Below are 16039 nucleotides of genomic sequence, written 5' to 3'. Positions count from 1 at the left end.
CTTCAAACGGAAAGTGCATCCCGGAATCCGCGCCTGGAATGGGACACACTTTCCGGTTGTCGTTCACTTGGAAACTGCATCCCAGTTTGAGCGTTCATTCTGGGACACGCTTTCCGTTAGGCCTACCATCCGGAAAGTGCATCCCGTTTTGAGCGTCCAGACTGGGACGCACTTTCCGCCAGCGTGGCTGCTGGGAAAGCATGTCCCAGATTGGCAAGATGCGACGCGGCGAGTCGCCGTTCAGCGGCCCCTACAGCTCCACGTCGTTGAGCCATGTCGGCAGCGCGGTCTGCCGGATGCCTGCCGTCTGCAGCTTTTTCGCGAGCAGTCCTGCCGAGCGGACTTCGCTCATGGTAAAGCGCAGCAGAGGGTGACCGTAGAGCGATAGGTGTGCCTCGCGCTGTCGTTCGGCAACGAGCGCCTCGGCGGTGGTGCGTCCGGCCAGCATGGTCTGGTCGGTATATTTGATGAGCCCGTCGAGCTCGCCCAGCGTGAGTTCCCGCGCCTGGCGCTCCCAGGCAAAGTCCGTTCGTATGGGCTTGGCCGAATCGAAGGGGTCCGTCAGCTCGTATTGAAGCCAGTCGGGCGCAAAGCCCGTCTCGATCATGACGGCTCGGGCGACCGATTCCCCGCCGCTCTCGGCGCGGGCGTCGGCATATCGAAGCGTTGCGAGGGCGGTGTGGATCGCGCGACCATTGCGGGCAGCCGCTCGTTGCTCAACGGCCTCCATCAGCTGTTCCGGCGCAAGGCCGAGCTTTGAGATCGCCGAATCGGCAATGGGCATGCCGTCGGCAAAACCAGTTTGCAGCAGGCAATCTGTGGCCGTTTGGATGGGCGGCGTCACCGATATGCCGGCTCTGCGTATTGCTCCGGCCGGCTCAATCTGGTGTCGCTGAATATGTGCGCCCGGACGAGCCGACGGCTTTGTCGAGCTGCAAACATGCACGACATTCAGGTGTCGCCACGAGACCTCGAGCCTCAGCAGGCAAGCTGCCGAAAACGAGCAGAACGTCCAATCGGGGTGGATGATCGCAAGGGCGCGAATAATCTCGCAATGACGCTGCGCCCGGTTGAGCTCATCCCAGCGCATTTTGCGCGCGAACAAACCCGGCATGGGAGAGACGACCGCGCTGCCGATGCGCCGAAGGAGCGCTTTTCGGATCGCCGCGCTCGGGGGAATCAGACAGCGCCCCTCTTGTTCGGCTTGAGTGAGCAGTTGGTCGATGAGCTGGTCATTACAATGGGTCATGAGCTACCGCCTCCTTTTGGGTAGCAAAAACGTATCAGCTGGAACTTGCCGCTCAGCTGACCAAAAGCTGACCAAAATCTAACCATGCAGGTAGATGACCTGCTTTTGGCGACATATTTCTTGTTTGAATCGGTGGGCGGTAATCGGCGACCGTGAACGGTAGCTGGATATGAAGTCTTGGTAAGTTTCGGGACGTGTACTTTTTGAAAAAGAGCATTCTATCTGCTGTTTTGTGTTTCTGGATCGCATATTTGAAGGCATGTGATAAGGGCGGAGGATCGTCGTCTTGTACCTGAGGAAACCGTGACCCGGAATTGCCGCTCGGAACGGGACGCGCTTTCCGGAACAGCCCTCAAGCGGAAACTGTGTCCCAGATTTCGGCTCCAGAGTGGGATACCGTTTCCGGATCGGGCCTCAAGCGGAAATTGCATCTCGGAACGAGCCCTCAGAGCGGGATGAACTTTCCCAACGGGGCCGCATGCGGAAGCTGTGTCCCGGAATGAGCGCTCGGAATGGGATGCATTTTCCGGTAGAAGCTTCAGCGGAAAGTGCATCCCAGAATTCAGGCTCAGAACGGGACACGCTTTCCGGATGGGATGCTTGGCGGAAACTACGGCCCAGTTTTTGGCTCCAGAACGGGATGCATTTTCCGGAACGGTCCACGTGCGGTGGTGTACCGCCCCTTTCGTGTGCGCCGCTTGTCGAATTACGTTATAGCTAGCTATATTATAGGAAGGTATAATATAGCTAGCTATAACGTAAAGGAAGGATGGTCTATGTTTGTCGGAAGAACAGCGGAAATGTCCGAGCTCAATCGACTGTATGGCACGGACTCCTTTGAGATGCCTGTGATTTACGGCCGCCGTCGTGTGGGTAAAACGCGCCTTATCACAGAGTTCATCCAAGGCAAGAAGGCTATTTACTTTCAAGCTCGTCGTACCAATGCGGAGGCAAACCTGCACGGCTTTAGCCAGGCGATACTTGCAGGCTCGGTTGGTGCTGCAGGCGTGTCGTTTCGTAGTTTTGACGAGGCGTTCGATGCATTGGTCACCATGGCTCGAACGGAGCGTTTGATTGTCGTGATTGACGAGTATCCCTATCTCGCCCAATCGAATCCCGAGATCAGCTCGTTGCTGCAAGACAAGATCGACCACTTATACAAAGAGACCAGGCTAATGCTGATCCTATGCGGCTCGTCTCTTTCGTTTATGGAGGAACAGGTGTTGGGCTACGAGAGCCCACTATACGGTAGGCGTACGGCCCAGTTTAAGATCATGCCGCTCGATTTTATGACGACCCTCGGCCTGTGGCAGAGCATGGGTCGCGAAGACGCTGCAGTTTGCTATGGCATGACGGGTGGCATTCCTGCATATATCGAGAAAGTCGATCCTGCCGCACCGCTCAAGGACAACATCAAACGTCTTTTTCTTACTCCTACGGGCTATCTCTTTGAGGAGCCGAGTAACCTGCTATTGCAGGAGTGCCGCAATCCCGAGCAATATGATGCGATCGTGCAAGCAATTGCCCAGGGGCGCTCGAAGATCTCGGAGATTGCGAGCTCTACGGGAATCCCTGCGAGCAACGTAAAGAGCTATGTGGATAAGCTGGCGTCGCTTGGGATTGTCGAGCGCGAGCTGCCCCTAAACGAGACGAGCAATAAGCGAGCCGTGTATCTGCTGAGCGATCAGATGTTTAGGTTCTGGTACAAGTTTGTTCCGCAGAACATCGGGCTGATTCAAAACGATATGGCCGAGATGGCGTATGAGCGCATTGAGCCGCACGTATCGGATTACATGGGTACGGTCTTTGAGCTTATATGCAGACAATACGTGTACGAACTCGCGCGGGCGGGCCAGCTTGATGTGGTTCCGGCAAGCGTTGGGCGCTGGTGGGGGACGGATAATCGCACGCATACGCAGGAAGAAATCGACTTGATTGTTGACGATGGCGAGGGCACTGCGCTGTTTGCGGAATGCAAATGGCGCAATGAACCGGTGGGCGAAGACGTGCTGCAAAAGCTCGTGCATCGAAGCGAGCTCTTTAGGCGGCAGCACAAAAGCTATGCGATCTTCTCGAAGCGAGGCTTTACGCAAGGATGTCAGGAAGCTGCGGCGAGCAGGGGAGATGCCAAGCTGATTTCGTTTGCCGAGATGTGCGAGCGGAGATAACCAAGCACGCTCTGATGTGATGCTCGGAATGGGTCGCGCTAAGGATGCCAAGCGTAAAACCTTCAATGAAAATGGCGTAAAAACTACATCTGTCATGGCGTAAAAACTACATCTGTCATGGCGTAAAAACTACATTGAAAGTAGCGTAAAATCAGCATTGAGAATGGCGTAATTTCGCATATCGCGTGATAGAGAGGGACGGTCGTCTATGGATGCACCAAAGAGATTGACCCAAAAGGGATATAGGCCCCGGCTCATAGAGGAGCGCCTCGACACCCTTATGCGGGCGTTTGGCTGTGTGGAGATCAACGGCCCCAAATGGTGCGGCAAGACCTGGACGGCGCTCTCTCGCTCGGCGAGCGTCTCCAGGCTCGATGAGCCTGCGCAGCGTGCGGCGGCAGAGGTCGACCCAAGCCTGGCGCTCATCGGCGATGCGCCACACCTGGTCGATGAATGGCAGGAGGTGCCCGAGGTTTGGGATGCCGCCCGGCGTTTCGTGGACGCGAGCGGCAACGAACGGGGGACACTTTTGCTCACGGGCTCGACCGCGCTCAAAAGCGAGGAGCGCAGCCATGTTCGTCATTCCGGCACGGGTAGGATCGCCCGTCTGTCAATGCGCCCCATGGCCCTGTGTGAGTCGGGCGACGGCGAGCCGCTCGTGTCACTGGCAAGCCTCTTTAAGGGCGAGGATTTTGCCCCTCAGCGTCGCGAGAGCACGGTGGATGACGTCGCCCGCTGGTGCTGCAGGGGCGGTTGGCCTGCAAATCTTGGGCTTTCGGAAGATCTTGCGCGAGAGACGGCAAGCCAGTACGTGCACTCGGTGCTCGACGTCAACGTGCTGGACGAGGGCATGTCGCCCGAGCTTGCACACGGCCTTTTGCGAGCTCTTGCCATGAACGAGAGCCAGGCTGTCACGTACAAGACGCTCGTAAAGGACGCCTCGTACGGTGAGGCGGGCCCCGACGAGAGGACCATCGCTGCGTACTTGGACCTCTTCAACAGGCTCAAGCTGACCGAGGACCTGTGCGGATGGGAGCCGCCCATGCGCTCGAAGGCCCGCGTTCGCGTGCGCCCCAAGCGCTACTTCTGTGACCCGTCACTTGCGGCGGCGTTGCTGGGGGCTACCCCTGAGCGGCTGCTTGGCGATATGCAAACGCTGGGGATGCTCTTTGAGAATCTCGTCCTGCGCGACGTGCGCGTGTTCCTTTCCACCTACGGCGGTGTCGACAACAGTGTCCATTATTTCCGAGATGAGAAGGGCCTTGAGGTCGATCTGATCGTTGAGCACGACGGGCGCTGGGGAGCCATCGAGGTCAAGCTGAGTGATGCGAAAGCAGACGATGGAGCGAGAAATCTCAAGGCGCTGGAGAGGAAAGTGCTCTCCAATCCTGCCGCCCAGAATGCCGCGCCGGCGTTTTTGGCGGTCGTGGTTGGAAAGGGGAGCATTGCCTATACACGCGACGACGGCGTGGCGGTGATTCCCATGGCGGCACTTGGGGCGTAGTGGTTTTGCGGGCGTGCCGTGCTTCCTTTACCGAAAATCCATTTGGTAAACCAGATGCTCGCGGATAGAATAAAGTTGACGGCAGCCCAAGGGTGATAGCTGGGCAGCGCCGTTGCTTGGTCAAGAGGTCAGTGCCTTAATGGCAGCGACTTGTTATGCTTCGAATGCTGCTTGAGTGCCTCGGAAAGTTCGATAAGCGCCGTGAAGAGCGAGACCAAAGCAACCAAGAGCTCTACGAGCTCTGATGGGCCCGGGATGACCGCTGATTCAAGTCACCGGGCCTAAATCTTTTTCATGCATTTGAATAGAGCGGGCAACTCTCTTGGGGCCGTCTGCATGACGTGTGCCTGGCGCATGGTATTGCGCCCAGCTTTCATGTCCGCGCGGCCACCTATCCTTACGGCAATGTAGCCGCCTATGTAGTAAGCGGCATTTGACGGAGAAAGGCCATAACCGTGTCAGCTGAAAAGACGCCGCGTATCTCGGCTATCGATACGACGAACTTTGCGCGCCAGATTGTGCTGGACTTTGAGTTTGCGCCGGTGCCAAAGCAGCGCCAGCGCCGTGGACTGCGCAATGAGATTATCGAGGTCGGCGCCGTCAAGCTCGATAACCGCGGCAACGTTATAGGCGAGTTCTCGCAGTTTGTGCAGACAGAATTTACCGAAGGCGTTGCGTTTCCCGTCCGCGAGCTCACGGGGATATCGGCCGTGGACACCGCGATGGCCGACCCGCTCTATGCGGTGATCAAAAGGCTCAGCGATTGGATCGGTCGCTACTCCGCCCAGGTGGTCGTTGGAGCGGGGCGGATCGTCGACAGCTTTTGACCGAGTGCCAGGCAAAACACATCGACCTTGCCGCATTTCCTACGGACTGGGCCGACCTGCAGGCGTTTTACACCTCGATCATGGACGTGGGCAGCCACGGGTGCGTCTCTTTGAGTGACGCGGCGACGTGGTTTGGTATCGAGTTCGACGAGTCGACGGGCCACGCCCACAGCGCCCTAGCCGATGCGCGCGTGACCGCCAAGCTGCTCAAGCAGATGATGGATGGGGACTACCGCGTGAGTCCGCACGCCCAGGAAGTCCGCCAGCGTTGGGGGATGGGCGAGCGACCCCAGACGCGCCTTTCCAGCAAGTGCCCCGAGCTGAGAGACCTGCTGCTGAGGCTGAAGGCGGAGGGGAGGTAGGCGGGGCAGACAATATTGTCGTTTCGCCTGTGAAGAAGGAACCAATTAACTACAAAGTGTGGATGGCTTCTAGTGAAGACTTAAACACCAGACTAAGAAAAGGTTATCGAGCCATTGGGACCGCAGCATTCGCCCATCGCAAGACGTTACTCGTTCAAATTGGGACGCTCCACATCCTATGAAATGGTTAATGCGGAGCGTCCCTAGAACTCTGTCTTCTGTTACCTAATAGTAGAGTTCGATATACGAATACGCCTTATCAAAAAGAGCCTGGTCTTTGAGCTTATAGCGCATCCACAGAATGGCACGGAGCTGTTTTTTAACCTCTTTCACGCCAGCCGTGGTAGCTTGCCAGCCGTCGAAGCGAGTTATCTTAACGATCTCGTCAATGTCATTGACGATGTTCTCGACGATGATAGGCGTGTCGCCGTTCTTGATGCCGTTAAAGAGCTCAGTGAGAGCAGCCTTTCCCTTGTCCTCCTCTTCCTCGGGCACGACTTCCTTTTCGGCGGCTCGTGCTTCTTTGGCGAGGTCGATGAGCATCTTGAGGAACTCGACGCTGTTGATGAGACCTTGCTCGTGACGTTCCCTCAGGTCCTCCAGGCGCTCGCCGAGCTTCTGGAACTTGCCATTCTTATCGTGCCTGCGGATTCGGGCGACGAGATCTATCTCCAGCTTACGCGTGATCTTCTCGGTATTGCTCTTGTCGTTGATGAAGTGCTCGATCATGTCCTCGTCGAGCTCAAGGATGTCGTCATCGTCTCGGACTCTCTCGACGGTGATGTTCTCGTGCACGAGCTCGATTGTCTTGGGCCCGAGCGCTGCCCAGATGAGCTTCCCGCGATTGTCTACCGGTCTCACGGAATCGTAGACCTGCGAGAGCCAGATGAAATCGGGCTTGTAGGGATTGAGACATGCGTCGGGCGAAAGGGCTTCCCACGCTCTGTTCAAGACCGAGAAGTCGGCCCCAAACTGGTCTTTCACCTTTGTCGTTGGCAGGCATTGTTGAGCTTCGAGAAGGGACTCCCAATCCGCGCTGCGGCGGTCTCTGACCGTTGAGAAGTACTCAAGACAGCAATGCATAAGCCCGGGTAGCTCGGCCTTTACCTCGTCGATGTTGGTTATAACCTTCTGCACCTCGGCCTCGTCGAAGTGCAGAGACTTGGCGACGTTGTCGAAGAGGCCGATATAGTCGACAATGAGACCGAATGTCTTCTTGTCGTTGTAGACGCGGTTGGTTCGACAGATTGCCTGCAACAGCGTGTGGTCGCGCAAGGGCTTGTCAAGGTACTGAGCTTGCAGGATGGGCGCATCGAACCCCGTGAGCAGCTTTGCAGTGACGATGAGAATCTTGAGTGGATCGTCCGGGTCGCGGAAACGGTCAAGGAGCTTTTCTTCGGCATCGCGATCGCGACGATATGCCTTGTACCGGTCCTCCTTGTCGTTGTTCGTGTCCATGACGATGGTGACTGCATCAGCGCCCAAGAGCTTGTCGAGCTCCTCCTTATACAGCAGGCAGCACTCTCGGTCGTAGCAGACTACCTGCGCCTTGAAGCCGTCGGGCTCAACCTTCGATTTGAAGTGTTTGGCAATGTGTTCACACACCTTGTGAATGCGGTCGGGGGCCTTCATGACGGCTTCGATCTTGACGCGCCTGGTGAGTTCCGCCTTGTCCTCTTTGCTGAGGTCTCGGGTCATTTCGTCAAAGGCGGCGTTCACGACCTCTTGGTTGACGTGGAGCTCGACGGGAACGGTTTCAAAATGGAGCGGCAATGTGGCGTGGTCGCGGATGGAGTCGGCGAAGGAATAGCGGCTCATGTAGCCGGACTTGTCCTCTTTGGCACCGAAGGTGTGGAACGTGTTCTTGTCGGTTCGGTTGATGGGCGTGCCGGTCAAGCCGAAGAAGAAGGCGTTTGGCAAGGCGAGTCGCATCTTCTCGCCGAGGTCGCCCTCTTGGGTGCGGTGCGCCTCGTCGACCATGAGGATGATGTTCTCGCGCTCGTTGAGCGTCCCCGCAACCTCGCCGAATTTGAAGATGGTGGTGATGAGGACCTTTCTCATGTCCTGCTTGAAGAAGGACTCAAGCTCCTCCTTGCTGCCGGCGCTTGCGAGGTTGGGGATATCGGATGCGTTGAAGGTCCCTGTGATCTGGGTCTCGAGGTCGATTCGGTCATCCACGATGACGACGGTCGGGTTCTTGAGTTCGGGGACCATGCGCAGCTTCTGGGCGGCGAATACCATGAGCAGTGACTTTCCTGAGCCCTGGAAATGCCAAATGAGGCCACACTTCGGGTATCCTGCGCGGACGCGGTCCACGATGAGGTTCGCGCCCTCGAACTGTTGGTAGCGACAGATCAGCTTGATGCGTCGATGCTTCTTGTCGGTGGCGAAGAGCGTGAAGAACTGGAAGATGTCCATGACGTTCGAGGGGGTGAGCATGGATGCCATGCTTCTCTTGACGTCGGCAAGTGTGCCCTCGCTCTTCTTGTCGCCCTCATGCCAGGGTCCCCACATCTCGGGAGGCATGTTCACCGACCCGTAGCGATAGCATTTTCCTTCGCTGGCGAAGTTGATGGCGCTACAGACGAACATCTGCGGGATGCTCTTCTCATATTTAGCGATGTCGCCAGCGCCGTCGAGCCAGGTTATCGAATCGCGCACCGGCGTCTTGAGCTCGCCGATGACGAGCGGAAATCCATTGACAAGAAGGACGAGGTCGAGGCGCTTGCCGCCCTGTTCCTGGGGGTAGACCCACTGGTTGGTGACGATGTACTCGTTTTTGTCAAGATCGCCGTCCGCCGCCGTGCCAAAGAAGCGGATGGGGACCATGCGGCCGTCTTTGCCGTAGGGGAATGAGTTCTCCTCGATGACGAGCTTTTTGAACCGCTCGTTGGTGGAGACCAGGTTCTGCGGACTTGTGGACTGAATGAGGGCCCTGAGTCGGTAGATGATCTCGTCGGCGCGATCGGGGTCTTCTGCAATCTCCGGGTTAAGCCTGATGAGGGCGTCCTTGACCATGGGCTCGACCATGACGTCGGCATGGCGGCGCGGGAGGTCTTCGGCAGCCACGTATCTCCAGCCAAGGCTGGCAAGCGCCTCGACGCTCATTTGCTCGATGGTGTTGTCCTCGTTAAACATTTCCGAGCCCTAACTCCTGGTTCAAGATTTTCTTCGTCGTGGCGTTTAGCTCATCGAGGGCCTTTTGTACGGCAAATTTCGATTTGTCGATCGAAGTGGCGAAGTCAGCGAATTCTCTCTGGAGGGAAAACGGAGGCACAGGAATCTCAATTGATCGAATTTTCCTGGTACTTAAGGTGTGTAAACCTGAGGTATTGACCGCTTTAGCCATGATTTGTCTCCTTCCTTCGGAGGACGACAAGAAAGTTTGAACATAAAGCGGGAGGGCCTCGTCTCTTAGGCGAACTCGGATTAGGTGATTCTGATGGACGCAAGGATCAATTTGACCATTCCAAATTGCCGATCTTCCTATTTGTGTATCGCTGCCATTACCCTCAACAATTAACAAGTCGCCGGATATTAGCCTAACAGCTTCATACTCCTGTTCCGTCAGTCCAATGGTCTTCACTTCCGTTAGGTCAAGTTCATTGGGGAGAATATTGGCGACACGAAGGTATGGAAGCTGCAACTTCATGGCTTCTCGTTTTTTGTTCTTTGTAATCCCGCCCTGAATATCAGCTATGTCTTCAAGATGTTTTATCGGAATGCCAGGCTTATCGAACATCTCGACAAATTGTGATTTGACGATGTCGTCGCAGGTGGCAAGCAAGCCGCGGTAACACCCCTTGAGCTGCTCGGCCTCAGAGAGGATGCCGGCAAGCTCGCGTTGCTTATCCAACGTCGGCAGGCTGAACTCCAGGACCCTGAGGTCCTTCCAGTTCGCCGTCGGCGAGAGCGAGCCCACGGAGACGCGGATGGCCTCATCGAGAAACACGTCCGAGCTAATGAAGAACGGGAAGAAGTCCGGATCGACAACGTCGGTTCTCGGGCGCAGCACCATGCCATGCGCCGAGAAGATGCCGTCGAACGGGGCGATGCCGACCTTCTTCTGGTAGGCCCTGCGACGACCGAACAACACGTCGCCCCTCTCCATGAGGAGCTTGTCGCCCTTCGGCGTCACCTCGGCACCCCAGCGGGTCACTTCGAGCGTGCCGGGGTCTAGGTGCTCGAGGCCGACATATCGCTCGCGGTCGCTGTCCTCGGGTTTCTTCTTCGCGGTGCTGTTCTCTGCTATTTGGTCGAACCTATACCTTGTCACGCTGCGCACCTCCGGCCGCTAAATTGTGATTTGACGACGTCATCGCAGGCTGTAAGCAGCTGCCTGTAGTGAGACCTCGTTTCTTGTGCGGTCCAGAGTATGTCGGCAAGATCTTCTTGCTTAGCGATGCTGGGAAGCTCGAATTCAAATTGCGAAAGGCTCTGCCACTTGACTCTTGGCGAGAGGGAGCCTGCCGAATTGGTGACGGCGTGCTCGAATAGGGCGTCGTTCTGGATGATGAACGGGAGCAGCCTCGGAGAGAGGTTGTCCTTGGGGGCGATGACGGTGATGTCTCCAGAGCAGATTCCGTCGAATGGGGCGACGGCCGCTTTGCGCAGGTAGGCCCTGCGACGCCCGAACAGCACCTGCCCCTTTGAGAAAGCCTTAGTGAAGGTGGTCTCGACACCTTCGTCCCAATGGGCGAGTTCGACTTCGCCGGGGTCCAGATGCTCAAGGCCGACCGTCGGCAGTTCTTGGTCTACAGGGACCTTCTGTTTGATTTCGCGGGCCACATCGCCCAGGCAAACGTGGGTCATGTTACTCACCATCGTTTTCATGCAATTTCGCAGCAATAATATCGAGCAGGGACGCGGCCTCTGTGGAGGCGGCTCTCCAGCTTTCTACCGTCTCCTCGATGCTTCTGTCGTCAGCATTTTCATCATTGGAGGGCTTCACGTACAGAGGGATGGAGAGCGAGAAGGCGTTGCCCTCGAGCTCACTAAACGATGCGTGGGATGAGAACCCTTCGATGTCCTCGTCAGATCGGTAGGCATCGACGATTCTCTTGATGTGTTGAGGCTCAAGGTAGCTTTGCGCGTTCTTGCGGGTTACCTCGGCAGAGGCATCTACGAACAGTATTTTCTTGCTTCGATTCGGCGCTTTCTCGCTGCGGCAGATGAGGATGCAGGCCTCCATGGGCGAGTTGAAGAAGAGGTTTGCGCCGAGTCCGATGACCGCCTCAACGAGATCGCTTCTCACGAGCCTTTCGCGCATCTCCGATTCCTCGTTGCGGAAGAGTACGCCATGGGGGAGGAGAATGGAGCACCTGCCTGTGTGTGGGTCCATACTCTTGAGGATGTGCTGTATGAAGGCGTAGTCTGCTCGTCCCTGCGGCGGGGTGCCGAGGAAGTTGCGGCCGTAGGGGTCCGACGCGAACGCCTCGCGGTCCCATTGTTTGATCGAGTAGGGAGGGTTAGCGAGTACCATATCGAAGGTGCGCAGCTTTCCCGCCTCGAGGAAGGCTGGGTGCCGTAGCGTGTCGTCGTTTGCGATTTCGAAGTCCTCGACGCCGTGCAGGAATAGGTTCATGCGTCCGATGGCGGAGGATAGCTGGTTGATCTCCTGTCCGTAGGCGTGAACATTGCGCCATTCCTCTCCGTGCTGTTTGAGGTGGGCAATGGAGGAGATGAGCATGCCGGCGCTGCCGCAGGTGGGGTCGTAGATGGACTCGCCGGGCCTGGGCTGGAGGATTTCGGTCATTAGGTGGACGACCGTGCGATTGGTGTAGAACTCTTGAGCGGTGTGTCCAGAATCGTCCGCAAACTTCTTGATGAGGTACTCGTAGCCCTGGCCGAGCTCGTCCTCGGGGCAATTGGCGATGGAGAGCGTTATAGCGCTGAAGTGCTCGATGAGGTCCTTGAGCAGGCGGTCGGGAAGTCGTTTCTTGTTAGTCCAGGCGGCGTCGCCGAAGATACCACGCAGCTTGGAACCGTTGGCCGTCTCGATGGCGCGGAAGGCGCCCACGATGGCCTTACCGATGTTTTCCGTGGCCTCGCGGACATCGCACCAGTGGGCGCCGTCCGGGATTGCGAAGCTGTGATTCTCGGGAAGGGCGGCGAACTCCGCATCTCCGTCAGAGGCTTCCAATGCCTCGGCGGTCTCCTCGTCGTAAACATCTGAGAGGCGCTTGAAGAATAGCAGCGGGAATATGTACTGCTTGTACGAGCCGGCATCGATGTAGGTGCGCAGCAGAACCGCCGCGTTCCATAGATGGTTGTTCAGCTCTTCCTGGGGGATTCTACTCTCCATCGACATAGCCTCCCTTTGAGAGCAGCTCAAGGAGCTTCTCCTCGGACTTCCTCGTCTGGCGAAGGAGGTCGTAGAAACGTTTCCTGGTTTCCGCCGGCGGCTCGATCTCCTCGCGCCTTCTTTCGACGTAATTGTTCGCCGAGAGCACGTAACCCTCGCGCTCTATATCATCGAGCGTCGCGATGGCGCACTTCTCTACGACGGGTTCGTAGGATTGATAGAGGGAGAGCATCTCCTGAGCGTTCTCCTCCGTGATCATGTTCTGCGCGCGCTGGGCGGTGAAGATCTCGGTACCGTCGATGATGCAGACGCGGCCCCGATGCGCCGGAGGCTTGTCATTCCGGAGGAACAGCACGCAGGCGGAGACGCCGGTGCTGTAGAAGACGCCGCTCGCGAGCGAGATCACTGCCTCGACCTTGTCTGACTTGAGCAACTCCTTGCGGATGGCACCCTCCTTGCCGCCGTGGAACAGTGCGCCCTGGGGCAGCACTACGGCGCAGCGACCGCTCTTCTCGTCCATGGAGCAGACCATATGCTGCACCCATGCGAAGTCCGCCGACTTGTCGGTGGGGACACCCCAGATGTTGCGGCCCCATGGGTCCGAGGAGAACTCTGCGGATCCCCAGTTCTTAAGGGAGAAGGGTGGATTGGCGAGGACGCAGTCGAACGACCTGAGGGTGTTCCCGGCAAGGAAGGCGGGCTCGCGCAGGGTGTCGCCCTGGGCGATGCGGAAGTCCTTCGCGCCGTGGAGATACAGGTTCATTCGCGCTATGGCGGACGTGCTGAGGTTCTTCTCTTGGCCATAGAGCTTTCCGTAAGCTAGCTTGGAGTTGTCCATCTGCCGCACGGCTTCGATGAGCATACCGCCCGTGCCGCAGGCGGGGTCATAGACGGTCTCGCCAGGTTTCGGCTCAAGCAGGGAGACCATCATCTTGACGATTTCGCGCGGGGTGTAGAACTCGCCGGCGTTCTTCTTCTGCATGTCGGCGAACTTCTTGATCAGGTATTCGTAGGCGTCGCCCATCATGTCGGCGCTGTAGTTTCTGTTGCCGAACTTCTTTGCTGAGAAGTGCTCGACGAGGTCCTTCAGGCGCTCGTCGGAGAGCTTGCCTTTGTCTGTCCAGCTCGCATCGTCGAAGCTACTGAAGAGGCCGCTGAGGGTATCGGGGTTGGCTCGTTCGATTCCTACCATGGCGTCTACGATTGCCTTGCCGACGTTTGCGCCGGTGTTGCGCACGTCCTGCCAATGGCAGCCGTCCGGCACCGCGAAGCTGTGGTTTTCGGGCAGGGCGGCGTAGTCTTCGTCTCCGTCCGACATCTCTAGAGCTTCGGTGGTCTCCTCGTCGTAGACGTCGGAGATGCGCTTGAAGAAGAGCAACGGTGTGATGTAGCTCTTGTACTCGTCCTGGTTGATGGGGCCACGCAGGATATCGCAGGCTCCGAGTAAGTGGTTTCCCAGCTCGGATTTACTTATCGGTTCTTCAGTCATTCAGGTACCTATGAGCTCAAAAATACAAATTACAGCCCTTGTGATTATACCGTCATATTTGCCGAGATAAATGAGCTGAGCATCGCCGCCCATTCAGACATCCTGCGTCTGTAAATCACAATTTGTCGAAATGTTTGGGGATGAGAAATGGGGTTTCAAGCCCCTATCGGAGTGCGTTGATTCCATTGATACCGGTAAAAGTATGAATTGCGGAGAAGGCCCACGAGGAGTTGGTGGTTTTGGGGTCCTTAAGCTGAGCGCGCTATCTTCAGGTACTTTTGTCGCCTCCGAAAACAAAGTGATTTCTAAAGACAACTTCATGTCTATAAAAGAGGTCGAAAAGGGTGACCTCTTGTTTGCACGCAAAAATACGCCTGAGCTAGTTGGCACAACCGTTTATGTTCCAAACGAAGTGAGGGGCCTTATGTTTCCCGATCTCGTCTTTCGTATGAAACCGAAGGATGTCAACGCGCTGTATTTACTTGCGTACATGAGAAGTGACCGTGGCCTCGATTTAATTCAAGGCATGGCCCACGGATCGGCAAAATCCATGGTCAACATCCCTAAAACTCAGCTGGCAAGGCTGCCGGTTCCGGTTCCTCCGCTCGAGCTCCAACAGGAGTTCGCCGACTTCGTCGCCCAGGTCGACAAATCGAAATTTAAGTTAGGTACCTGCGGTGGGATGCTTTGACATTGCGCTGGTCGACCATTGCGTACCTTAATGTGGTGTCTATTTTTTTATGGCCAAGGAGCACCTGGACTTGTTCGATGGGCATTCCTTTGTCGATTGCCTTTGTGGCAAGCGTTCTTCTGAACTTATGAGGGTGGACCCTTCCTAAATCAAGCTCGCGCCCCAGTTTTCTAAGCAGCGCCTCGACGCCGCCAATTTGTAGCCTCTCGTGTGGCGCCTTGCTCGACACGAAGAGTGCTTCCGAGCTGTCCATTCGGGTTGACAGGTAATTCTCGATATGGACTTTAGTCTTTGCGTCAAAATAGACGATGCGGTCCTTATTTCCCTTGCCGTGTACGATGCACTCACGATTGATGGTGTCGACAGAGCTCCTGTCCAACGAGACAAGTTCGCCCACACGCATGCCCGTGGAGCGCAACAGGTCGATCAGGGCAAGGTTTCGGGGCGACCCGCAGTTATCACAAAGAATCTCAACGACTTCATCGCTATACGTTTCCTTAATGGGTTGTGGGGCCTTGACCCTTTTAATGCGTCTAACCGGACTCTTGATGATATGGTCTTCATCTTCGAGCCATGAGTAGAAGCTTGAGATGATTCTTCGGACATTGTCGACGGTGACGCGACTGACGCCGGCTTTTTGCTGATAGTCGGAAAGATAGGACCTAATCTCTTCGGTTCCCAGGTCGCAGGCTGGCGTGTCGAACGATTCAAGCAGTTTATTAATGGTTGCTTCGTAGTAGGCGACAGTCCTATCCGAGCAACCTTCGAGGCGTTTCGCGGACAGAAAAAGATCGAGGAATGATTTGTTGTCACTGTCGCCGCTGTTCTCAGCTAACTGGTTTTCATCGAAAAGGCAGTGCGATAAAACCTTTTTGAGCTGGCGGTTCTGCTGCGTGGTCAGGTAGGGGAGCATGAGGCGGGTAATTTCTCTAGCCGTTTTCGTGAGATCCATGGTGGCGTCCTTCCTTGCGCGGTGGGTGGCGCTATTTCCCTTTGTTTACCCGTGCGTTATGGAAGGGATGCCGGGTGGCACTTCCGCTAGGCAGCGTCAAGGGGACCCGTGAAACCCTGCGCAGGCCTCTGCATCACTCCGGTGCGGCTTTGCCTGCAAAGCGAGATGTTCAGAAGCGTTTTCTTAGCGGGGGATGTCTTTCGGATTCTTTTGATGGGGATGTGGAAACACTGATGAAGTTTACGAATAGCGAGGTTGAGGGGTTCGCCTGTGCCCATCGCCTCTCGTGTGCGGATGGATGGTGCCGGTGGTTGTTTGAGACTGCAGTCGCGCCGACGGGATTGGTTGGGGTCGGTACAAGGCGAGCACGCCCCATGCCGTTATGGTAGATGCATCTTTGTCGATAGAGCGCTCGATTAATCTACGCGGGAGCGCTGAGAAGATCTTCCAGCATCGGGTCTACCCCGGCGGCGACCATGCCCTCGATCAGGTG

At 56.5% G+C, this 16039-nt stretch carries 12 protein-coding genes; 5 read left to right on the top strand and 7 right to left on the bottom strand.

Annotation, left to right across the window (positions count from 1 at the left end; translation table 11 throughout):
* Nucleotides 1-250 precede the first annotated feature (250 nt).
* Entirely contained in the window at nucleotides 251-1249 is a 999-nt protein-coding gene (locus I1969_RS01530) for a hypothetical protein (RefSeq protein WP_195232280.1), read from the bottom strand.
* Nucleotides 1250-2025: 776 nt separating this feature from the next.
* On the opposite strand from I1969_RS01530, the gene I1969_RS01525 reads away from it, so the two are divergent.
* The 4 genes from I1969_RS01525 (at nucleotide 2026) to I1969_RS01510 (ending at nucleotide 6110) form a co-directional block, all read left to right on the top strand.
* Entirely contained in the window at nucleotides 2026-3417 is a 1392-nt protein-coding gene (locus tag I1969_RS01525) for an ATP-binding protein (protein ID WP_195232279.1), read from the top strand.
* 208 nt (nucleotides 3418-3625) lie between these two features.
* Nucleotides 3626-4921, top strand: coding sequence for an ATP-binding protein (locus tag I1969_RS01520; protein ID WP_006235059.1), 1296 nt, complete (start codon nucleotides 3626-3628; stop codon nucleotides 4919-4921).
* A 455-nt stretch (nucleotides 4922-5376) separates the two neighbouring features.
* Entirely contained in the window at nucleotides 5377-5748 is a 372-nt protein-coding gene (locus tag I1969_RS01515) for an exonuclease domain-containing protein (protein ID WP_195232277.1), read from the top strand.
* Nucleotides 5745-6110, top strand: coding sequence for a 3'-5' exonuclease family protein (locus tag I1969_RS01510; protein ID WP_195232275.1), 366 nt, complete (start codon nucleotides 5745-5747; stop codon nucleotides 6108-6110). Before I1969_RS01515 ends, I1969_RS01510 begins: the two co-directional genes overlap by 4 nt.
* Nucleotides 6111-6335: 225 nt before the next feature.
* On the opposite strand, the gene I1969_RS01505 is transcribed toward I1969_RS01510, so the two are convergent.
* The 5 genes from I1969_RS01505 to I1969_RS01485 are packed head-to-tail and all read right to left on the bottom strand — an operon-like array spanning nucleotide 6336 to nucleotide 13903.
* Nucleotides 6336-9248, bottom strand: coding sequence for a type I restriction endonuclease subunit R (locus tag I1969_RS01505; RefSeq protein ID WP_195232273.1), 2913 nt, complete (start codon nucleotides 9246-9248; stop codon nucleotides 6336-6338).
* Nucleotides 9241-10386, bottom strand: a complete 1146-nt coding sequence (locus tag I1969_RS11220) for a restriction endonuclease subunit S (RefSeq protein ID WP_195232270.1) — start codon at nucleotides 10384-10386, stop codon at nucleotides 9241-9243. The genes I1969_RS01505 and I1969_RS11220 overlap by 8 nt, the downstream gene beginning before the upstream one ends.
* A complete protein-coding gene (locus tag I1969_RS01495) occupies nucleotides 10383-10922 on the bottom strand; it encodes a restriction endonuclease subunit S (protein WP_195232268.1) in 540 nt (179 codons plus the stop codon). The genes I1969_RS11220 and I1969_RS01495 overlap by 4 nt, the downstream gene beginning before the upstream one ends.
* Nucleotide 10923: 1 nt before the next feature.
* On the bottom strand, nucleotides 10924-12414 hold the full coding sequence (locus tag I1969_RS01490; protein ID WP_195232266.1) for a type I restriction-modification system subunit M: 1491 nt from the start codon (nucleotides 12412-12414) through the stop codon (nucleotides 10924-10926).
* The gene (locus I1969_RS01485; RefSeq protein WP_195232264.1) at nucleotides 12404-13903 is read right to left on the bottom strand and encodes a type I restriction-modification system subunit M; all 1500 of its coding nucleotides are present in this window, start codon (nucleotides 13901-13903) and stop codon (nucleotides 12404-12406) included. The genes I1969_RS01490 and I1969_RS01485 overlap by 11 nt, the downstream gene beginning before the upstream one ends.
* A gap of 130 nt (nucleotides 13904-14033) precedes the next feature.
* Between I1969_RS01485 and I1969_RS01480 the strand changes: the two genes are divergently transcribed.
* Nucleotides 14034-14594 carry a restriction endonuclease subunit S gene (locus I1969_RS01480; protein WP_195232263.1) on the top strand — a complete coding sequence of 187 codons (561 nt, stop codon included), beginning with the start codon at nucleotides 14034-14036 and terminating at the stop codon, nucleotides 14592-14594.
* Here I1969_RS01480 and xerA read toward each other — a convergent pair.
* Entirely contained in the window at nucleotides 14563-15546 is a 984-nt protein-coding gene (xerA, locus tag I1969_RS01475) for a site-specific tyrosine recombinase/integron integrase (RefSeq protein ID WP_195232258.1), read from the bottom strand. The genes I1969_RS01480 and xerA overlap by 32 nt on opposite strands.
* Between the last annotated feature and the right edge of the window lie 493 nt (nucleotides 15547-16039).

It is taken from the genome of Collinsella aerofaciens (assembly GCF_015548375.1).
Taxonomy (GTDB): domain Bacteria; phylum Actinomycetota; class Coriobacteriia; order Coriobacteriales; family Coriobacteriaceae; genus Collinsella; species Collinsella aerofaciens_AB.
The sequence above is the reverse complement of the archived record's forward strand: the minus strand, read 5'-3'. Positions and strand labels throughout refer to the sequence as shown.

Excerpts from the sequence above, each read along its gene's own strand:
- I1969_RS01485 (WP_195232264.1), bottom strand. The coding sequence starts at position 13,903 with ATGACTGAAGAACCGATAAGTAAATCCGAGCTGGGAAACCACTTACTC.
- I1969_RS01520 (WP_006235059.1), top strand. The coding sequence starts at position 3,626 with ATGGATGCACCAAAGAGATTGACCCAAAAGGGATATAGGCCCCGGCTC.
- I1969_RS01530 (WP_195232280.1), bottom strand. The coding sequence starts at position 1,249 with ATGACCCATTGTAATGACCAGCTCATCGACCAACTGCTCACTCAAGCC.
- I1969_RS01495 (WP_195232268.1), bottom strand. The coding sequence starts at position 10,922 with ATGACCCACGTTTGCCTGGGCGATGTGGCCCGCGAAATCAAACAGAAG.
- I1969_RS01525 (WP_195232279.1), top strand. The coding sequence starts at position 2,026 with ATGTTTGTCGGAAGAACAGCGGAAATGTCCGAGCTCAATCGACTGTAT.
- I1969_RS01490 (WP_195232266.1), bottom strand. The coding sequence starts at position 12,414 with ATGGAGAGTAGAATCCCCCAGGAAGAGCTGAACAACCATCTATGGAAC.
- I1969_RS01505 (WP_195232273.1), bottom strand. The coding sequence starts at position 9,248 with ATGTTTAACGAGGACAACACCATCGAGCAAATGAGCGTCGAGGCGCTT.
- I1969_RS01480 (WP_195232263.1), top strand. The coding sequence starts at position 14,034 with ATGTTTGGGGATGAGAAATGGGGTTTCAAGCCCCTATCGGAGTGCGTT.
- xerA (WP_195232258.1), bottom strand. The coding sequence starts at position 15,546 with ATGGATCTCACGAAAACGGCTAGAGAAATTACCCGCCTCATGCTCCCC.